Below are 19,872 nucleotides of genomic sequence, written 5' to 3' on the forward strand. Positions count from 1 at the left end.
CAGGCGCATTGATCGACCCAGGCCTGGGTGCCCTCGATCATCAGGGCGATATTGGCCAGCTTCACGCGGATGGTCTGGTGGTCGACCAGCCTTTTGCCAAACGTCTCCCGCACCAATGCCCATTCGGCCGCCTCCTTCAGGCAGACGCGGGAATGGGCACAGCATTGCATGGCCATCAGCAGGCGTTCATCGTTGAAATTGCGCACGATACGCTGGAAGCCCTGGTTCTCCGGCCCGATCAGGTTTTCAACCGGCACCTCGACATTGTCGAAATAAAGCGTGGCCGTGTCGGAACAGCGCCAGCCCATCTTGTCCAGCCTGGTCCGGGCAAAGCCCGGCATGTCGGCTTCCAGCAGCAGAAGCGAGATGCCGCCCATGCCGGGACCACCGGTGCGTACCGCCGTCATGAAATAATCGGCCCGCATGCCGGATGTGATGAAGGTCTTCGACCCGTTCACGACATAGCGGTCGCCCACCCGTTTGGCCGTCGTCTTAAGGTTGGCGACGTCCGATCCGCCCGACGGCTCGCTGATGGCCAGCGCGATCAGCTTGTCTCCCGCCAGCACGGCCGGGGCGACCCGGCGTTTCATCTCTTCCGATCCCAGTTGCAGGACCGGCAGCAGCGCCATGGAATGGGTCATCAGGGACGCGTGCAGGCCGCCGGCGCCGGTCTTGGCCAGTTCTTCGGCCTGGGTGAAGGTGTGGAAGATGTCGAACCCCTCCGACAATCCGCCATATTCCTCCGGAAAACCCAGGCCCAGGATGCCGGCGGCCGCCGCCTTGCGGTGCAGGTCGCGGGGCAACTCGCCCTCGGCCTCCCACCGGTCGATATGCGGCGTGACCTCGCGCTCCACGAACCGGGCCACGGATCGGGCCACCGCGTCATGGGTTTCATCATAGAAGGGCGAACGCGCCCTCCAATCATCAAAGGAGAGCATGGGGAGGTCCTCAGCGTAGGGCGTTGCGCAAGTAACCCGCCACATCCGCGATGGCGGTGCCCGCGGCGGCGATGGCGGCGCCCATGAACAGGAAGCCGTGGAACTGGTTCGGATAGGGCACATGGGTGACAGAGCCGCCTGCCTGCGCCAGAGCGGCGGCATAGGCCCGGCCTTCGTCGCGCAGCGGGTCGAAGCCGCAGGTGATGATATAGGCCGGGGGCAGGCCGGCATGGCTGGCGGCCAGCAGCGGGGAGACGCGCCAATCCATGACATCGCCGGCGTAAAGATCGCGGAACCAGCGCATCATACCGGCCGTCAGCAGCCCATCCGCGTCGGGGATGGCGTAGGATGCCGTCTGCATGCGCAGGTCGGTGACGGGGTAGAGCAGCATCTGCGCCCGCAGGACCGGTTCCCCGTCCCCGTCCCGCAGGATCAGGCATGTGGATGCCGCCAGATTGCCGCCGGCACTGTCGCCGCCGATGGACAGCCGGGTCGGATCGATCCCCAGCCTTGCCGCCTGTTCGACCACCTGCCGCACCGCCATCAGGCTGTCTTCCAACCCGGCGGGGAAGGGGTGTTCCGGGGCCAGCCGGTAATCGACGGCGACGACGGCGATACCGGCCGTGGCGGCGATTTCCGCACAGAAGGAATGGCATCCGTCCAGGTCACCCAACACCCAGCCGCCGCCATGCAGGTGGATGTAAGCCGGCAGGATCGCCGCATCTTCCGCCTCCACCGGGCGGTACAGCCGCGCGGGCACGCCGCCCAGGTCGATGGCCCGCATCCGGTGGGGTACCGGCGGGGGCTGCAGCATCGCCGCCATGGCCTGCACGGCGGCGCGAGCCTCGGCGACCGGCATGGTGTCCAGCGGGGGTGCGCCCATGGATGCCGCCATGTCCAGCAGGCGGCGGGCGTCAGGGTCCAATGCCATGGCTTAGGGCTCCTTGGCTTCGCGGCGCAGGTGCGCGGCCTCGTCCGCGACATAGGCGCGGATGGTTTCGGCGTCCTGAGCGGTCAGGAACGGACGGAAACTGATCATGCCCCGGTCCTGGAAGGCGCCTTCGATGACCACCTGTTGCCACGCCTCGGCACTCTCCAGCACCAGTGACCGGCGCAGGTCGGGCAGAATGCCGCCCGACAGGGTGCCCATCCCGTGGCATCCGCCGCAATTATCGGCATAGAGGATGCGACCCTGCTCGATACGCTCGGCGGGGGCCGGCACGCTGGCATTGCTGGGCGGTGCCACAATTGTGTCCAGCGGCGGTAACGCGGCGGCGCCATCCAGGGCAAAGGCCAGGATGCGGCCATTGGGTCGGGCCTGCGGTCCCTGGAAACTGGGAAGGGCCAGGGGCACGGCGCCACCCGTGCCGGCCAGTACGGCGATGAACTGCCTGCCATTGACGCTGTAGCTGACGGGCCCGGCCATTACGCTCGTCTGCGCCGCAAAGCTCCACAGTTCCGTGCCGTTGCCTGCATCATAGGCCCTGAATCTGCCGTCGAACGTCCCCTGGAACACCAGCCCGCCGCCCGTGGCCAGCGCTCCGCCGTTCCAGGCCATGCCATGGTCGGCCCGCCAGACCTCCTTCTGTGTCACGGGGTCCCAGGCGGACAGCCAGCCCTGCAAACTGTCCTGCATGGCCTTGCGCCCATCGGCATCGCGCGGGATGGGCACGCGCATCAGGTCGTAACCCAGGTTCCAGCGACCCTTGCGATAGGTGAAGGCCTTGTCGCGGTGGTAATAGCCGGGGATCAGTTGCACGGGGATATAGACAAGACCCGTTTGCGGACTGAAGGCCATGGGGTGCCAGCTATGGGCACCGGCCGATCCCACCGTGGCCACGAACGGTTTTTCCAGATAGCGCGCCTCCGCCACGATGGCGGGCCGTCCCGTCGTCAGGTCGATATGCGTGGCCCAGTTGGTGGGCGCGTATTTCTCCGCCGACAGGGTCTTTCCCGTCTGCCGGTCGATGACATAGAAAAAGCCGTTCTTGGGTGCGTGCAGGATCACCTTGCGCTGCCTGCCCCCGACGGGCAGATCGGCCAACATGATCTGTTGGGAAGCGGTGTAATCCCAGCTTTCGCCCGGCACCTCCTGATAATGCCACCTGTACGCACCGGTGTCGGGGTCCAGCGCCACGATGGAGGACAGGAACAGGTTGTCGCCCTTGCCCTCGGACCGGATGACATGGTTCAGCGGAGAGCCGTTGCCCACGCCAATATAAAGCTGGTCCAGATCGGGGTCATAGACGATGGCGTCCCAGACGGTGCCGCCGCCCCCGCCATATTTCTTCCAGTAATCCTCCCCGCTCCAGGTCGGGCGGCCCAGCGTTTCCAGGATGGCATCGGATGCGGCCCCATCCTTGCGGGCCGGGTCGCCAGGAACGGTGTAGAAGCGCCAGACCAGCTTGCCGGTCGCGCTATCATAGGCGCTGACATAGCCGCGCACGCCGTATTCAGCCCCGCCATTGCCGATGAACACCTTGCCCTTGGCCACACGCGGGGCGCCGGTGATGGTATAGGGCTGGTTCGGATCGGTGGTCTGCACCGACCAGAGCAGCGTGCCGGTGCGCGCGTCCAGCGCCTGCAGCCGCCCATCCAGGGTGCCCAGGAACAGTTTGCCATCGGCAAAGGCCGGGCCACGGTTGACCACGTCGCAGCAGCCATTGAAGGCGGCGCGGCCCGGCACCTGCGGGTCATGCGACCAGAGCGGCTTGCCCGTGGCGGCGTCCACGGCCACGACCTTGCTCCAGGCCGTGGTCGTGTACAGCACCCCGTCCACGATCAGCGGCGTGCCTTCCTGTCCCCGGTTGGTATCCAGATCGTGATACCAGGCCAGTCTCAGGCGGCCGATGCTGGCCGGATTGATCTGGTCCAGCGGGGAAAAGCGCTGTTCGCCATAGGTGCGGCCGTGGCTCAGCCAGTTCTGCGGTTCCGCCTCGGCATTCCGGATGCGGTCATTGGCGATGGCGGGGGCGGCGGCCAGCAGGGTGCCTGCCAGCAGCAGGGCGGAGAGGCGTTTAAGCATGGAGTTGCACATAGACGGATTTGGTTTCCAGGAACGCATTCATCCCCTCCATCCCCATCTCCCGGCCCCAGCCGGATTCCTTGAAGCCACCGAACGGCATGGTCGGATGCATCACGCCATAACAATTGACCCAGACATTGCCGGCCTCGATCCGGTCGGCCAGCCGGTGGGCATTGTTGACGTTACTGGTGAAGATGCCGGCGCCCAGGCCGTAGCGGGTGTCGTTGGCGGCACGAGCCACCTCGTCCAGCGTGTCGAAGGGGGTGGCGACCAGGACGGGACCGAAAATCTCCTCCCGCACGATGCGCATGTCGGCCCGCACATTGGCGAACAGGGTCGGTTCCAGGAAATAGCCGCCCCTGTCCGGCACACCGCCGCCGGCCAGGATTTCCGCCCCCTGGGCGCGGCCATTGTCGATATAGGACTGAACCCGCTCCCGCTGCCTGGCGGAGATCAGGGGGCCGATGGCCGTATCGGGGTCCAGGCCGGAGCCGACCTTCAGGGCCTTGATGATGTCGGCGATGCCGGATACCACCTTGTCGAAGCACCGGCGCTGCACGAACAGGCGTGAACCCGCGAAGCAGACCTGGCCGCTATTGGCGAAAATGGCCATGGCGGCGCCGGGAATGGCGCGGTCCATGTCGGCATCATCCAGGATGATGCAGGGCGACTTGCCACCCAGTTCCAGGGTCACGCGCTTCAGGTTGCCGGCCGACGCCGCCACGATCCGCCGGCCCACCTCGGTCGATCCCGTGAAGGAAATCTTGTCGACGCCCGGATGGTCGGCCAGGGCGGCACCGACAACCGTGCCCGGACCATTGACGATGTTCAGGACGCCTGCCGGCACCCCCGCTTCCAGCGCCAGTTCGCCGAGGCGCAGGGCCGTCAGGGGTGTGTTTTCCGCCGGCTTCACCACAAGACAGCAGCCGGCGGCCAGCGCCGGTGCAACCTTGATGACGAAACTGCCGATAGGGCCGTTCCATGGCAGGATCAGGCCGGCCACGCCCACCGGCTGTCGCACCGTGTAGGCATGCATGCTGTTGCCGCCCCCCGAGACTGCGCCCGACGCGTTCTGGCCGATGATATTGCCGGTCAGCCCGGCATAATGGCGCAGCCAGGCGGCACTGGCCCCGATGGCCCATTGCGCGAAGGCCAGCGGCATGCCGTTATTGCGCACCTCCAGCCAGGCCAGTTCGTCGGCGTGCGCTTCCAGCAGTTCCGCGTAACGCCAGAGGATACGGGCGCGGGCATCGCTGGTCAGGCCGCGCCATGCGGCCATCTCATGCGCCTTGCGCGCGGCGGCGACGGCCCGGTCGATATCGGTGGCATCGCCATCGGGCGCCTGCGCGATGATTTCCCCCGTCGCGGGGTCCTGCACGTCGAAGCGGCGGCCGGATGCCGGCTCCACCCATTCCCCGCAGATCAGATGCCGATGCTGTTTCTCAAGGAAACGATGCCCCGCCTCGGGCGCGATGCTGGTGGGCATGTTCATGCAACGGCCTCCCGGTTGGTGTCGGCAGGTAGCAGGGCGAAACCCCTGTAACCATCGGCCGCCACCTTGTCGCAGATGTCGCGATAGGCGCCGACGCCGCCCACATAGATCATGAAGACATTGGGCTTGCCGGGGATATTGGCCCCGACATACCAGGATTTCGCCGTGGGGATCAGGGTGGCGTTGGCCACCTCGCCCACATGGCGGACCCATTCCTCTTCGGCGGCCTCCGTGGGTTCGATGCCGGCAAGGCACCGCTGACGTAGATGGTCCAGGCAATCGCCGATCCATTCGACATGTTGTTCGATGGAGATGACGACATTGCTGAAAACCGATGGGCTGCCGGGTCCGGTGATGGTGAACAGGTTGGGGAAACCCGCCATGCCCAGGCCCAGATAGGTGCGGGGTCCGCTCTCCCATTTCTGCTTCAGGCTGAGACCATCCCGCCCCCGGATATCCATGGAGAGCAAGGCGCCGGTCATGGCATCGAAGCCGGTGGCGAAAATGATGATATCGAGATCGACATCGCCCTTGCCGGTCCGGATGCCTGTTTCCGTCACCTCGATGATCGGGTCGGTGCCGTGGTCCAGCAGGGTGACGGTGGGGCGGTTGTAGGTGGCGTAATAGTCGGTATCGACGCAGATACGCTTGGCCCCGATGGCATAGGAGGTAGGGCACAATTTCTCCGCCACCGTGCGGTCGCGGACGATCTGGCGGATCTTGGTGCGGATGAATTCCGCTGCAATTTCATTGGCGTGCTTGTCGAACACCTGATCGGCAAAGGTGAACATGAACCAGGCGCCGCCACGCTGCCAGCGCCGCTCCAGTTCCGCCTGCTGTTCTTCTGTCGTCATCTGGGCAGCGGTCAGGGGTGGCGGCAGGGGTTCTTCCCCCGGAATGCGCAGATCGCTGTTGCCATGGATCAGACCAGCGCGAAGCTGACGGGTCAGTTCGGGAAAATGGTCCTTCACCGCCGCGCGGTAATGATCGGATAGCAGGGCATTGCGGGCCGGCACGCTGTAGGCCGGGGTGCGCTGGAAGACGAAAGTATGGCCGGCCTGGGCCGCGACCACGGGAATGATCTGAATGCCTGTGGAGCCAGTGCCGATGATGCCTACCCGTTTGTCTTTGAAATCGACGGGCTGTCCGGGCCAGTTGGCCGACTGGATCACCTGTCCCTTGAACCGGTCGATGCCCGGAATGTCGGGCAGGCGGCTGGCCGACAGGCATCCTGTGGCGGCGATGCAGAAACGGGCCGTCACCGTCCGTCCCTGATCGGTGGTCACCCGCCACAGATTGGCGCCCTCATCATAATGGGCGGCCGTGACGCGGGTGTTGAGACGGATGTCGCGGCGCAGATCCAGCCGGTCGGCGGCGAAGCGGATATAATCCAGGATTTCTGGCTGAGTGGCGAACCGTTCCGACCAGTTCCATTCCGCTGTGATCTCAGGAGAGAAGGAATAACAATAGGCGACGCTTTCCACGTCGCAGCGCGCGCCCGGATAGCGGTTCCAGTACCAGGTACCGCCGACATCGGGTGCTGCCTCTAACACATGCGCCCGCAGGCCCGACTGGCGCAGCCGGTGCAGCATGTAGAGGCCCGCGAAGCCGGCGCCGATGATGATCGCATCCAGGATGGTGCCATCCGGGGCGGACGGAGTCCGGGCATTGCCGACCGTCATGTCTTCCTCCCTGTTGCTTGGTTTTTATTGATCATGGGGCCGGAGGCGGTACAGGGCGCCTGTCCGGCGATAGGGTCAGCCGCCCCGCACCCAGCGTTGACGCCCGTCTGCCATAGGCTGTGCTTGGCCCGCGCTGCCCACCGGGTCGGCCCTGGTCAACCAGTCCAGCACCCCAAGGTCGTCGCCCGGCACGGCGGCCAGGAAACGGGCGCCCTCGGGCGTGCGGGCGACGATGGTGGCGCCAAGCGGCTTCCCCTCGCGCCCAAAGGGCATGGTGAAACTCTCCACTGTCCCGGGCCCCGTATAATCGTCGAGCAGTGTCGGGATAGGGCCGCGCAGCGTATCTGCCGTGGCCTGTACGTTGAAATCCTGGGGGAAGGGATTGATGGCCGGGGCCGTGCTGGTCAGTGCGATGGTATGGTTGTGCGTGGCATAGCCGCCATTGGCCACGATCAGGCCGTTGCCCGGTGCCGCGCGCAGCTTTTCCGCCATTGCCGCCGCCGCATGGGTCATGCAATTGCCGATGGGACCGCCCCCGAAGGTCAGGCCGCCATAGACGCTGGCGGGACGGTCTGCGGGCCAGCCCAGACGCCGCCGCGCCATCTTGGGCACACAGGGAAAGCAGCTATAGAGTTCAACATGATCCAGCAGGCCGGTGACCAGCCCGTTCAGGGCCAGGGCACGGTCGATGCTGGCGTTCAGGCTGGCCGATCCCGTGAACCCGTCGCGGCGCAGGAAATCCGCCGGCTCATGCGCGGCCGCCCCCGGTCCGACAAAGACCAGACGCTCTGTCGGGATACCCAGGGCCAGGGCCGTTTCCTGGCTGGCCAGGATCAGGGCGGCCCCCTGGTTGACGGCACTGTTGGCCACCATCAGCTTGGTGTAGGGAAAGCTGATCATGCGGTTGGCCAGCCCCTCGGCCAGGATATCGTGCGGGGTCAGGGGTGTACACAGCCAGGCATATGGGTTGTCCGCCGCCGTCCGCGACAGGCCGGACCAGATCAGGGCCGTCTCATCCTGTGCTTCGGCCAGTGTCTGGCCCCAGGCGGCGCGGGTGGCGTTCTCATACAGGGGATAGACATCGGCGGGCGTCACAAGACCATAGCGCCAGGCCAGTTTCGTGGCCCCGGCTTCGGCCGCTGCGGCCAGGGCATTGGCCATGCCCCCACCGGCAGCGCGCTTGGCGGCGGTGCGCAGAGCTTCACCGCCGGTGATGGCGGCCAATCGCACCTCGCCTCGTCCGATGGCGTTGGCGGCCCGGTTCAGCAGTTCCACCGGCCCATGACCGCTGGCGTCCTCGGTCAGCCGGACATGGGCGGGACGCGACGGCAGGTTCCGCGTCACGGTTTCATCGATGGCGGGATCGGGACAGGAAATCTGGTTTTCGATGCCCAGCCAGTCCAAACGGCCCAGCAGCGGTACACCGGCATCGCGTTCTGCGATGGCCAGGGCCGCCAGCATCAGGCTGGCGGAATCCAATCCCGGTTCGTCGGCAGACGGCCGGTCATTGATCTGGCCGATGCCGATGATGACGGGCAGCAACTCCTGCCGGTTCATGTCCGCCACTCCGGCTGGCGCTTCTCGATGAAGGCGCTGGCGCCTTCCTTCACGTCGGGACCTGCCAGGACAATGCCCACTGCGTCCGCCTGCAGAGCCCGCAGGTCCTGTTCCCCCTGATCGGCCGCGGCGCGGACAACGCGCAGGCTTTCGCGCACGGCCAGGGGGGAGTTGGCGGCGACCAGTTGCGCCAGCCGCAGCGCCTCCGGCAGCACGTCATCGGCCGTGGGGACCAGACTGTTGACCATGCCCAGCGCATGGGCGCGGGAGGCCGGCAGGGGATGGCCGACGATGAGCATTTCGATGGCCAGAGGCCGGGGCAGGTAGCGGGCGATGCGGAAGCTGCCATTGGCCCCGGCGATCAGGCCACGCCGCACTTCCGGCAGGGTGAAGCTGGCGGTTTCGGCCGCCACCACCATGTCGCAGGACAGCGTGATCTCTACCCCGCCGCCATGGGCAGGGCCCTGTACGGCGGCGATCCAGGGTTTTGTGCGCTTGGCATCGACAAAGCCGGCAAAGCCGGTGTCGGGCCGGGCCAGCGACATGCCCCGGCCGGCAGCCACTTCCGCCAGATCGGCGCCGGCGCAGAAGATCGGACCCTTTGCGGCCAGGATGGCGACGCGTAGGCTGGGATCTGTCTCGATCTCGTGGACGAAATTCTCGATGGCCTCGGCCATGGCGGCGCTGATGGCGTTGCGTACGGCCGGGCGGTGCAGAGTGACGATGGCGATGGGGCCATTGCGTTCCAGTGTTACGGGGTTCTGGTCACTCATCACGCATTCTCCTGCCAGACGACAAGCCCGTCCAGGGCTTCGATCTCTGCGCCGGCCACGCGCAGCGGGTTCACTTCCAGTTCGGCCAACCCGGCGCCCAGCGACAGGGCGGCATCGCCGATGGCGACGATGATTTCGGCCAGCCGGTCGATATCGGCCGGCGGGCCTCCCCGGAATCCGTCCAGCAGCCGGGCTCCGCGCAGGGATTTCAGCAACGCCTTGGCCTGGGTTTGATCGACGGGCAGGGGGGTGGTGGCGACATCGGCCAGAACCTCCACCAGCACGCCGCCGAAGCCGACCGCGATGACCGGTCCCCAGGTGGGGTCGCGGCGCACGCCGACCAGCATTTCCAGCCCGCCATTGCGCATCGGCGCTATGATCACGCCGTCCAGTCGCGCATCGGGCCGGGCGCGGGCCACATCCGCCATCAGTGCCGTGAAGACCGTGGCGGCCTCGCCCGGTGGCACGTTCAGACGGACGCCGCCCACCTCCGTCTTATGGGCGATGTCCGGGGACAGGATCTTCAGGGCCAGCGGTGCCGTGAAGCCGACGGCGATATTTGCTGCTTCCTCGGCGTTGCGCACCAGATGCTGGGGCACGCCCGGCACGCCCTTTGCGGCCAGGAAGTCCAGTACCGCGCGTTCAGTGTCCAGCCGGGGCGTATCCGCGCGCATCGACAGTGCCAGGGCCGGCGGCGGGGCGGCTTGCTTCAACTGGCCCGACCACCACAGCGCGTGACCGGCGGCGCGCAGCATGGCGTCGATGCCGGTCATGACATGCGGCAGCCCATGCTCGGCAATGGCGCCGCGCGCATAATCGTTCAACGATTTACCGCAGGTGCCGACCAGGACGGACGGCGTCTTGATCGCGGCCGTGGCCCGGCCGATGGCGGTCAGCGCCGGGGGCAGGCTCTGGCCCGGCATGGTCGGCACGGCGATGCCGATGCCCAGCAGGCCGACTTGGCTGTTGGCGGCCAGCAACGGGATGACACGGGCGAACAGGTCCGGGTCGCGCATGGCCGCCCCGGTAATGTCCAGCGGGTTCAAGGTTGATCCCAGGTCCGACAGCACGCCGCGCAGGGCTGTTACCGTTGCCGGGTCGTTGGCGGGCAGCGGCACGCCGAACCCTTCCGCCGCATCGGCGACCAGCGTACAGGCCCCGCCGGAAATGGACAGGAAACTCATCCCCGCCGCCGGCAGCGGCCCGGTGGCCGCCAGCAGGCCGGCCGTATTGATCAGATCCTCGGTGGAGGTGACGCGGATGACGCCAAGCCGGCGGCAGACGGCGTCGAACACGGCATCATCGCCGACCAGCGATCCCGTATGGGCTTGCGCCACCTGGGTGGCCAGATCGCTGCGCCCGATCTTCAGGATGATGATCGGCTTCGCCTTGTCCCGCGCCCGTCCGGCGGCACGGACGAAGGCGGCGGGGTTACGGATGCTTTCCGCGAAGACCGCGATGGCCTTTGTGGCGTCATGATCGACCAGATAGTCGATGATATCGGCCAGACTGATCTGTGCCTCGTTGCCCGTCGCGGCGACGAAGCTGGTGCCGATATTCTGCCCCTGGGCATATTCCGCCAGTTCCGCTGCCGTCGCCCCGCTCTGCGACAGGATGGCGATGGCGGGCGGCAGGAAGGGTTTCACGGCCGGGATGACGGAAACGGGGATGCCCGCTTCGACATTGTTGTAACCCAGCGAGTTCGGTCCCCACAGGGTGACGCCCAGATCGTTGGCCTGGGTTACCAGCGCCTCCTGACGCCGCCGTCCCTCCTCGCCGGTTTCAGCATAACCGGAGGTCAGAATGGTGACGTTGCGGATACCAGCGGCAGCCGCGTCCGCCAGCGCGTCCGGCACGGCATCGACGGGCACGAAGATGAAGGCCACATCGACAGGTTCGGGGATATCACGGCAGGAGCGGTAGCCCTTGATGCCGAACGTGTCGACGCCATTGCGGTTGACGGCGTAAAGCGCGCCCTCATAGCCGAAGTCACGGAAATTGCGGACGATCAGTGTCGTCCATACCGATTTCTCCGTCGCCCCCACCAGCGCCACGGAGCGCGGCGCGAACAGGCGGGCAAGCGGATGGGATGGCGATGTCATGGCGATGCCTTTCGCGGAAAATGGCATGGCATTGGGAAGGCGCGCGCGGCTCTACGCTTCTTCGGCGAAGGCCAGCATGCGGCCCAGCGCTTCGGCGAAGTCCTGCTTGAAATCCTGCACGACGGAGGTGGCGGAACGAACATCCTCCACCAGCCCCACGCCCTGGCCGACGAAATAGCTGACCAGTTCCCGTGCCGAAGCGTCGGGCCGCTCGGCCGCCTTGTCGATCATCTCGAAGGCGGGGATGGAGATCATGGCCATCAGCGGCATGGGCAGGGCGCCGGGGCTGCCCTCCTTGTCCCAGGCGGCATGCCAGCCGGAGCGCAACTGCCGTGACGGTTTGCCGGTGCGGGTGGCGGATCGCACCGTGTCGCGCGAACTCGCGGCCACCATCTTTTCCCGGAACGCCTGGCTGGTTTCGGCCTCGGTGGTGGCCAGCCAGACCGAACCGGTCCAGGCGCCGGCCGCCCCCATGGCCATGCAGCCCGCCATCTGCGCCCCCGTCATGATGCCGCCCGCTGCCAGCACGGGCACGGGGCGTAACGGGGCGATGGCGCGGATCACCTCCGGCACCAGCACCAGGGTGGAAACCTCCCCGCAATGGCCGCCGGCCTCTCCGCCCTGCGCGATGATGATGTCCACGCCGGCCTGCACCTGCCGGATGGCATGTTCCTTGGCCCCGACCAGGGCGCCCACCGGCACGCCATGGGCGCGGGCACGGGACAGCATCGATGGCGGGGCGATGCCCAGCGCGTTGACGATCAGCCGGATGGGATGGCGGAAAGCCACATCCATCAGCGCCTCTCCCACCTCTGGCAGGGTGGCGGGAAGTTGCTTTGTCACCACGTCGCCCGGCCCGGCATTGATGCCGTGACGGTGCAGAAGGTCGATGGTGAAATCGACGTGGCCCTGTGGGATACGGCTGGCCAGCGCCTCCATATCCATGCCACCGCCCAACTGCTGATGCTCGGGGATCAGGATGTCGATGCCATAGGGCTTGCCGTCGACATGGTCGTCGATCCAGCGCAACTCCGTTTCCAGCGTCTCCGGCGTGAAGCTGCTGCCGCCCAGCACGCCGAAGCCGCCGGCCCGGCTGACCGCCGCCACCACGTCACGGCAATGGCTGAAGGCGAACAGGGGGAAATCCACCCCCACCAGTTCCTTGATGGTTTTCATCAAATATACTCCGTCTTCTCCACCGTCACCCCGGTAACAAGCCGGGGCCCAGGCGCGGAGCGGCGTCTGCCGCGATATGAGTCATACCGGCGCTGACCGCGCCTTACGCTGGGCCCCGGCTTGTCACCGGGGTGACGGTGGAGATTATTGGAAGCCCGGCAGCCCGGACTTCGCCCGCCAGCTCAGAACGTGTAGCCGACCTGTACCAGGACCTGCCGCCCGCGCGTCGGGATGGCGAAGACCTGGGACGGCGTGCCCGGTGTCGTGGGCGAACCCGGCTTTTCCTGCAGGTAGCCGTACATCGCATTGTTGAGATTGCGGCCGACCAGGGAGATTTCCCACTGCCGGTCCATCTCCAGCCGTGCCGCGGCATCCAGCACCCAATAGCCTTTCAGCAGGCCGCCGGGATTGGCATTGTCGGTGCCGTTGATCTTGCTGGTGTAGCGGGCATTGCCCGACAGGCCCAGGTCCCAGGCGCCGGAAAGCGGGATCGTGTAATCGAAGCCGCTATTCAGCGACCAGTCCGCAGCCCGCGTCAGGGGGCGGCCCGACATGTCCTGGCCATACCGGTCGTCGGCCGTTCCAGCGATGCCGTCGGCTCCGACGCTGAGCCGGTAGTCGCAGCCCATGGCGAGGGTCTGACCGCCATAACAACTACTGACGAATTCCTTGTAGCGGCTGTGATTATAGGAGACCGAGCCATAAACGGTCAGGTCCGGGGTTACGCGCAGGTTGGCGTCGATCTCAAATCCCTTGCTGCGCGCGCTGGCGGCATTGGTGACGGTGAAGGAGGCCAGGGCCGCGTTGAAGGCGTTCACCTGCAAATTGCTGTAGAGGTAGGAATAGGCGGCGGTGGTCAGGGTCAGGCTTTTGTCAAACAACTGCGCCTTCAGGCCGATCTCTTCGCCGCGCACCTTCTCCGCCTCGAAATTGAAGTCATCGGCGGTGACGGCGCGCGGGGTCAGCACGGCGCTGAGGCCCAGGCCCCCCGACTTATAGCCGGTCTTGTAGGCGATGTAGGTGGTGATCTCCGAGGTGGGGCGCCAGGTCAGGGTCGCCTCGGGCGAATAGTTTCCGTCTCGGAAATTATCCTTCAGGATCGTTGTGGGCGGCAGGAACGTGGCCGTCAGCAGCGGATGGACCCAGGAATTATAGAGGTAGGAATCCTTAGTTTCGCGTGTGTAGCGTACGCCGCCCGCCATTTCCACTTCTGGTGTCACGGCCCAGATCAACTGGCCGAAGCCGGAATAGGCCTTGCCCTTGGTACCGCTGGGTTTTTCCCAGGTATGGTATTTGCCGGTGGCCGGATCAGCCGGCAGCAGGGCGATGCGGCTGTTATTCTCAAAATACAGGTCGGAATCCTGATAATAGGCGCCCAGCATAAAATTGACCGGCCCGTCGAAGGAGGAGAGCAGACGGACCTCCTGGCTGAAAGCGTCGAAATCCTCCCGCTCGGCCGCGCCGATGATGTAATAGGAGGTGGCGTCATAGCTGTCGCTGGTGCGCGACCGTGTGCTGAAATAGCCGGTCACAGAAGTGAGCGCCAGATTTTCCCAGTTATAGTTGGCTGAGAGCGAGGCCAGATAGACCTTCACGTCGCTATAGGGCTGTTGTTTGGCATAGGGCCAGTTGTCGGCCACGCCGTTGGCCAGACCGGCCGACGAGTAATATTTGTCGAACTTGCACTCACCATACGGGTCGACGCGGCCCGCCACGCCACCGGCTGGCAGGGCGCCGCAATAGAAAAGCTGCTGACCGGCGGCCGCGCCGTCGTCGCTATAGTCGCTGGCCGACAGTTTCAGCGTGGCGTCGAAATTGCTCTCTGACGGTTTCCAGGTCAGGGTCAGGCGGCCCATCGCCTCTTCCTCGCCGGGACGCGTCACGCCGGGGACAGAGGTGTTGACCGGGCCGCCGATATTGCGCAGCCACCCATCCATCTTACGATACCGCACGGCCAGCCGCGCACCCACGCTGTCGCTCACCGGGCCACCCACGGCGGCTTCGGCGATGGCCTCGTCGGCAACCGTCTCATATCCCAGGCGGGCATAACCCGACACCTCGTCCGTGGGACCGGCGGAAGTGATGGATATGACGCCGGCAGGACTGTTTTTGCCGAAGAACAGGGCCTGCGGGCCTTTCAGCACTTCCACATGACCCACGTCGAACAGGCCCTGGGTGATGGCGCGCCCGCGTGAGGTCTGCACGCCGTCCAGGTTTAGCGAAACCGTCTGTTCGAACCCAGCCTGACCGGGCGAGGTGCCGATGCCGCGCAGGGTGATGGTCGCGCCGGCCCCGCTGCTGACCTTGTCTATGGCCAGACCGGGTGAATAATTGGCGATAGAACGCACATCCGTTACACCGAAATTAGCCAGTGTATCCGCGCTGACGGCAGAAACGGCCACGGGGACGGAGATCAGGGTTTCGTTACGGCGCCGGGCCGTCACAATGATCTCGCCCAGGTAATCCTGAGCCGGGGCGGCCTGCATATTCGTATCGGCGGACGCTGATTGCGCGGCGCCTGGCATGGGGGCCAGCGCCAGCAGCGCCAACATGGCGGTGCTGCCCGCCAAATGACCATATCTCCGCCTGTTCTTGGACCCGATTTTCATTGTTTCCTCCCTGTTATCCGCTCTGGCAGCCCTTGTTGGGGTTTTGCTGCTCACCGTCGGTTTCGGCGGGTTCCGCCCCGCCTGCATGTTCATCTGTGACTGAAACTGCTGGGGCGCGAACCTATCCGTGGAGGGGGGGGGCTATCCGGGTTTTTGCATCTTATCGTATTCAGTCTTCGCCACCGAGAAGGTCCAGCAGTGGAAGCGCGAAGGCGTCGTTCTGGTCGTTGGTGAACATGTGCCCGACGCCTGGCGCCATGGCCACCCGCAATTGCGGCGTCAGGCGCCTGAAAGCCTTCACACCCTCATCGGTCAACACATCGCTGTGTTCGGCGCGAACCAGAAGAACCGGACAATGGACAGCCGATGCCGCCCGTTCCATCAAAGCTGTCTCCCCATCGGCATCCAGAAAGCCCGGCAAGGCCGTGCGGGGATCCCAGCGCCAGTACAGTTTTCCATCCATCCCGTGGCGCAGTGCGCGGATAAGGGTATCGGCATCGACGGCGCGGCGACGTCCGGGCAGGCCATCCAGCGCCTGTGCCGCCGCTTCCACGCTGTCGAAGCCGCGCATGCTGCGTTCCATGAAATCGCGGATGGGGGCGACGCCCTGCCGGTCGATGTGCGGGCCGACATCGGCCAGCAGCACCAGCCTTGTCCGTGCCGATTCCGCCGCTGCTGCGACCAACGCCACCTGCCCTCCGCGTGAGGCGCCGACCAGGCCGGCGGGTCGGTCGAGTGCCCGCAGGACATGACACAGATCGCTTGCCATGATCTCCAGACCATAGGCGCCATCCGGTGCCCAATCGCTGTCGCCATGGCCACGCATGTCGATGGTGATGCCCAGATATCCGGCCCCGGCCACCCGCCGCGCGGCATTGCGCCAGGAATGCCGGCTCTGTCCGCCGCCATGCAGGAACAGGATCGGCGGCGCATCCTGATCGCCGATGGCATCGGCCACCAGTCGCAGGCCATCGCCGGGCAGGGTGATGGTACGAAACGAACTCAAGGGCGCGATCCCGCCGCGTGCCACCGACCGTCGCCATGGCTTTCATAGGGGGCCGCCACCTCCACCAGAACGCCATGCGCGCTTTTCGGGCCGATCCAGCCCCATTCCTGCCAGGTCATGGTGGGGTCACGGTTGGTGGCGCCATCACCTAGAACTTGCACCCCTTGTGCCGCCAGTTTGGCCAGGCTGCCCGCCACGTCGTTGGTGGTGAAGCAGAGATGATGCACATGCTCCCCCTTGGCCGCCAGCCGGTCACCCAAGGGCGTACCGGGGGCCGGCTGGATCAACTGGATTTCGGCGGAATGGTTGGCGACAAAGGTCGCCCAGCGCATATCCTGGTCGGCACCGCTGGAAAAGCCGTCATACCGGACGACGGGCTCCGTCAGGGCTTGCGGGTCCAGGACGGACAATATCCTGGTCCAGTCGGCGATGGCCTTGTCCAGATCATGGACCAGCATGCAGACATGGGCGAAGGGGCCGCTTGGCATGGTGTTTCCTTTTCGTTGCACCTTCAGGCGCCGGACGCCGCCATCCGGCGGCCCCGGGCCGCTGGCATTAGAGCGTGATCGTGGCGGTGCCCTGGATGATGGGGCGATTGCCGTCGGCGATCAGCCAGACCTCGCAGGTCGCGTGTGCCTTACCGGCCTCCACCACCCGCCCGCCCGCCGTCAGCCGGTCACCCGCATAGGCATTGTCGATGAAGCGGCTTTCCAGGGCGGTGATGTGCCCGCCGGGAAAGGCCGCCAGCAGCATGTTGATGATATAGGCCAGATTGGCGGGCCCCTGATTGATCACCCGGTCGCCCAGCCCCTTGGCCCGCACAACGTCCGGGTCCAGATGGATGGGGTTGGGGTCGCGCAGGAACCTGGCCCAGTCCCGCATGGCATCGGCGCTGACGCAGGGAATGGTGAAGGGTGTCAGAGCCGTCATTGCATCAGCTCCCGGCGCGGCAGCACCCAGACATTGGTGGTTTCCAGTACCGTGGTGCCGTCGGCCTCGTGCAGGCGCAGCCGGTATTCCAGCAGGTCCATCAGGCCCAGCTTGCGGCTGGATTTGCGGGTCAGGCCCGCTATCTCGCCGGTCACGCGGTAGGGATGACCCGTGCGCAGCGGCGCCTGGAAGCGGACGCTGGAACTGGCCATCATCGGCCCCTGTTCAACGTCGAAATCGCACAGCGCGCACAGTCCGGCTACCGTCTGGCCCATCGCGACCTGGGTGGCGATGTAATAATAGGCGGGATGCGCGGTGCCGTCGGTGGCCGGTTCAACGCCCGTGGACCGGCACAGGGCCGCATTCTCCGCCGGGTCGATAATGTAGGGATCGCTGCCGTCCAGCGACCGGCCGGTCACATCGGGCGGGGGGGGATAATCCATCTCAATCCTCCTCTATGATGCGGCCGGCGCGTGCCCCGCGCCGCCGCCATTGGCGATCATCAGGCAATTGCTCAATCCCCCATCGACCAGCAGGTCGATGCCGGTGATATGGCCGGCCAGGGGGCTGAGCAGGAACAGGATGGCGTTGGCCACGTCGGCGGGCGTGCCCAGCTTGCGCAGCGGCATCGCTGCCTCCCGTTCCGCCCTTCGTGCCGGGTCGGCATAGCCGGCGGCCGTCATCCCGGTCAGGGTCGGGCCGGGGGAGACGCAGTTGCAGCGGATGCCGTCCGGTCCCCAATCCACCGACAATTGCCGGATCAGCATGCGCAGCGCAGCCTTGGCGGGGGCATAGGCACCCAGCGGCGGCGTCGGCTGTGTCGCGGCCATGGAGGCGGTGGCCACCAGCGCTCCCCGGCTTTCCCGCAGATAGGGATAAGTCGCCCGCGCCAGCAGCCAGGTGGCCCGCGTGTTCACGGCGAACAGCCGGTCATAGTCCGCTGGCGTCATCTGCATCAGCGTACCGGCGGCGATGGCACCGGCATTGCTGACCACCCCGTCGATACCGCCCATATGGTCCAGGGCCGCCGCCGCGATGATGGCGCTGTCGGCTTCGTCCGTCACATCGGCTTTCAGGATTGCCGCCGCCGGTCCGATCATGTCGGCCACCCGTGCCAGCCCGTCCGTGTCACGATCCACCAGAAGCATCCGGTGGTCGCCCCGGATGACATCCCCCTCCTGAAGCCGCTGGGCGACGGCCTGCCCGATGCCGCTGGCGGCACCTGTGATGATGACCCGCATGTTTCCATCCCCTTCGTCGTTGAAGGGACGATGAAACGGGAAAGGCCGTTTTCCACCTGCCCACGGATAGGTGCGGCTGGGCGATGGGGATGGGAAGACGGCACATCTTCCCAATTGATGAGCCATGGACCGACCAGGATGGATGCCTTCATCTATGACCATGTGCGCACGCCGCGCGGCCGGGGACGGCCCGACGGCGCATTGCACGAGGTTACCGCTGTCGAACTGCTGACCCAGGTGCTTCGGGCGCTTCGTGACCGCAACGGGCTGGATACAAGCCTCTTGGACGATGTCGTTATCGGCTGCGCCCAGCCCGTGGGCGAACAGGGCGGCGTCATCGCCCGTGCCGCCGTGCTGAACGCGGATTATGCCGAAACCGTCGCCGGTCAGCAGATCCACCGTTTTTGCGCGTCCGGCCTGGAGGCCGTGAACAATGTCGCGGCCCAGGTCATGTCGGGCATGAGCCAGGCCGGCATCGGCGGCGGCGTGGAGAGCATGAGCCGCACCTTCATGGGGGCCGACAGCGGCGCCTGGAGCGCCGATCCGCGTGTCGTCTGGCACAATTACTATATCCCGCAGGGGATCGGCGCCGACATGATCGCCACCCTGGACGGGTTCAGCCGGACGGATGTCGACGCCTACGCCCTGGAAAGCCAGCGTCGTGCGGCCCGGTCCTGGGCGGAGGGGCGTTTTGCCCGGTCCGTCGTGCCGGTGACCGACCTGCTGGGAGAGGTGCTGCTGGACCGCGACGAACATCCGCGCCCCGAGACGACGCTGGAAGGGCTGGGCAGCCTGAAGCCTGCCTTTCCGGGCATGGCGGCGCTGGGCTTCGATCAGGTGGCGATGCTGCGCTATCCGCAGATCGAGGCTTTGTCCCATGTCCATACCGGTGGCAATTCGTCGGGCATCGTCGATGGGTCGGGTGCGGTACTGGTGGGATCGAAAAGCTTTGGGGAACGGGCGGGATTGAAACCCCGCGCCCGCATCCGGGGGTTCGCGTCCATCGGGTCGGAACCGTCGATCATGCTGACGGCCCCGGCGGCGGTCAGTGCAAAGGCCCTGCGCAATTGCGGTATGGAAAAGGGCGATATCGACCTGTTCGAACTGAACGAGGCGTTCGCCAGCGTCGTGCTGCGCTATATACGCGCCCTGGATATCCCGCATGACCGCATCAATGTCTGCGGCGGCGCCATCGCGCTGGGCCATCCGCTGGGGGCCACGGGTGCCATGATCCTGGGCACCGTGCTGGACGAGCTGGAACGCAGCGACCGTGAGACGGCCCTGGTCACCCTGTGTGCCGGCAATGGCCTGGGCACCGCCACCATCATCGAACGGGTGTAA

Annotated in this window: 16 protein-coding genes; 1 reads left to right on the forward strand and 15 read right to left on the reverse strand. The window is 66.1% G+C overall.

Annotated features, from left to right (window positions below; translation table 11 throughout):
* From KBA48_RS14685 to KBA48_RS14755, 15 genes are all read right to left on the reverse strand, one after another.
* Positions 1-938: acyl-CoA dehydrogenase family protein (locus KBA48_RS14685; protein ID WP_292907600.1), on the reverse strand; the 938-nt coding region annotated here is incomplete at its 3' end.
* 10 nt (positions 939-948) lie between these two features.
* Positions 949-1,869: an alpha/beta hydrolase gene (locus KBA48_RS14690; protein ID WP_292907602.1), complete on the reverse strand. Its 921-nt coding sequence runs from the start codon at positions 1,867-1,869 to the stop codon at positions 949-951.
* A gap of 3 nt (positions 1,870-1,872) precedes the next feature.
* Positions 1,873-3,963 carry a PQQ-dependent dehydrogenase, methanol/ethanol family gene (locus tag KBA48_RS14695; protein ID WP_292907604.1) on the reverse strand — a complete coding sequence of 697 codons (2,091 nt, stop codon included), beginning with the start codon at positions 3,961-3,963 and terminating at the stop codon, positions 1,873-1,875.
* Complete coding sequence (locus KBA48_RS14700; RefSeq protein ID WP_292907606.1) at positions 3,956-5,455, reverse strand: aldehyde dehydrogenase family protein; 1,500 nt, start codon at positions 5,453-5,455, stop codon at positions 3,956-3,958. Before KBA48_RS14700 ends, KBA48_RS14695 begins: the two co-directional genes overlap by 8 nt.
* On the reverse strand, positions 5,452-7,137 hold the full coding sequence (locus tag KBA48_RS14705; RefSeq protein WP_292907608.1) for an NAD(P)/FAD-dependent oxidoreductase: 1,686 nt from the start codon (positions 7,135-7,137) through the stop codon (positions 5,452-5,454). The genes KBA48_RS14700 and KBA48_RS14705 overlap by 4 nt, the downstream gene beginning before the upstream one ends.
* Positions 7,138-7,212: 75 nt before the next feature.
* Positions 7,213-8,694: a hypothetical protein gene (locus KBA48_RS14710; protein WP_292907610.1), complete on the reverse strand. Its 1,482-nt coding sequence runs from the start codon at positions 8,692-8,694 to the stop codon at positions 7,213-7,215.
* The gene (locus KBA48_RS14715) at positions 8,691-9,467 is read right to left on the reverse strand and encodes an enoyl-CoA hydratase-related protein (RefSeq protein ID WP_292907612.1); all 777 of its coding nucleotides are present in this window, start codon (positions 9,465-9,467) and stop codon (positions 8,691-8,693) included. The genes KBA48_RS14710 and KBA48_RS14715 overlap by 4 nt, the downstream gene beginning before the upstream one ends.
* On the reverse strand, positions 9,467-11,569 hold the full coding sequence (locus KBA48_RS14720) for an acetate--CoA ligase family protein (protein ID WP_292907614.1): 2,103 nt from the start codon (positions 11,567-11,569) through the stop codon (positions 9,467-9,469). The genes KBA48_RS14715 and KBA48_RS14720 overlap by 1 nt, the downstream gene beginning before the upstream one ends.
* A 51-nt stretch (positions 11,570-11,620) precedes the next feature.
* Positions 11,621-12,745, reverse strand: coding sequence for a nitronate monooxygenase family protein (locus KBA48_RS14725; protein WP_292907616.1), 1,125 nt, complete (start codon positions 12,743-12,745; stop codon positions 11,621-11,623).
* 182 nt (positions 12,746-12,927) lie between these two features.
* Positions 12,928-15,315 carry a TonB-dependent receptor gene (locus KBA48_RS14730; protein ID WP_292907618.1) on the reverse strand — a complete coding sequence of 796 codons (2,388 nt, stop codon included), beginning with the start codon at positions 15,313-15,315 and terminating at the stop codon, positions 12,928-12,930.
* Positions 15,316-15,523: 208 nt separating this feature from the next.
* Positions 15,524-16,360 carry an alpha/beta hydrolase gene (locus tag KBA48_RS14735; protein ID WP_292907620.1) on the reverse strand — a complete coding sequence of 279 codons (837 nt, stop codon included), beginning with the start codon at positions 16,358-16,360 and terminating at the stop codon, positions 15,524-15,526.
* Positions 16,357-16,848 carry a VOC family protein gene (locus tag KBA48_RS14740; protein ID WP_292907622.1) on the reverse strand — a complete coding sequence of 164 codons (492 nt, stop codon included), beginning with the start codon at positions 16,846-16,848 and terminating at the stop codon, positions 16,357-16,359. The genes KBA48_RS14735 and KBA48_RS14740 overlap by 4 nt, the downstream gene beginning before the upstream one ends.
* A 67-nt stretch (positions 16,849-16,915) precedes the next feature.
* Positions 16,916-17,290 (reverse strand): MaoC family dehydratase, encoded by a 375-nt coding sequence (locus KBA48_RS14745; RefSeq protein ID WP_292907624.1) that lies wholly within the window; start codon positions 17,288-17,290, stop codon positions 16,916-16,918.
* A complete protein-coding gene (locus KBA48_RS14750) occupies positions 17,287-17,733 on the reverse strand; it encodes a hotdog fold domain-containing protein (protein ID WP_292907626.1) in 447 nt (148 codons plus the stop codon). Before KBA48_RS14750 ends, KBA48_RS14745 begins: the two co-directional genes overlap by 4 nt.
* 12 nt (positions 17,734-17,745) lie before the next feature.
* Entirely contained in the window at positions 17,746-18,531 is a 786-nt protein-coding gene (locus KBA48_RS14755) for an SDR family NAD(P)-dependent oxidoreductase (protein WP_292907628.1), read from the reverse strand.
* Positions 18,532-18,669: 138 nt separating this feature from the next.
* Here KBA48_RS14755 and KBA48_RS14760 point away from each other — a divergent pair, with 138 nt between their 5' ends.
* Positions 18,670-19,872: an acetyl-CoA C-acetyltransferase gene (locus tag KBA48_RS14760; RefSeq protein ID WP_292907630.1), complete on the forward strand. Its 1,203-nt coding sequence runs from the start codon at positions 18,670-18,672 to the stop codon at positions 19,870-19,872.

The sequence above is a fragment of the Niveispirillum sp. genome (assembly GCF_017996735.1).
GTDB lineage: Bacteria > Pseudomonadota > Alphaproteobacteria > Azospirillales > Azospirillaceae > Niveispirillum.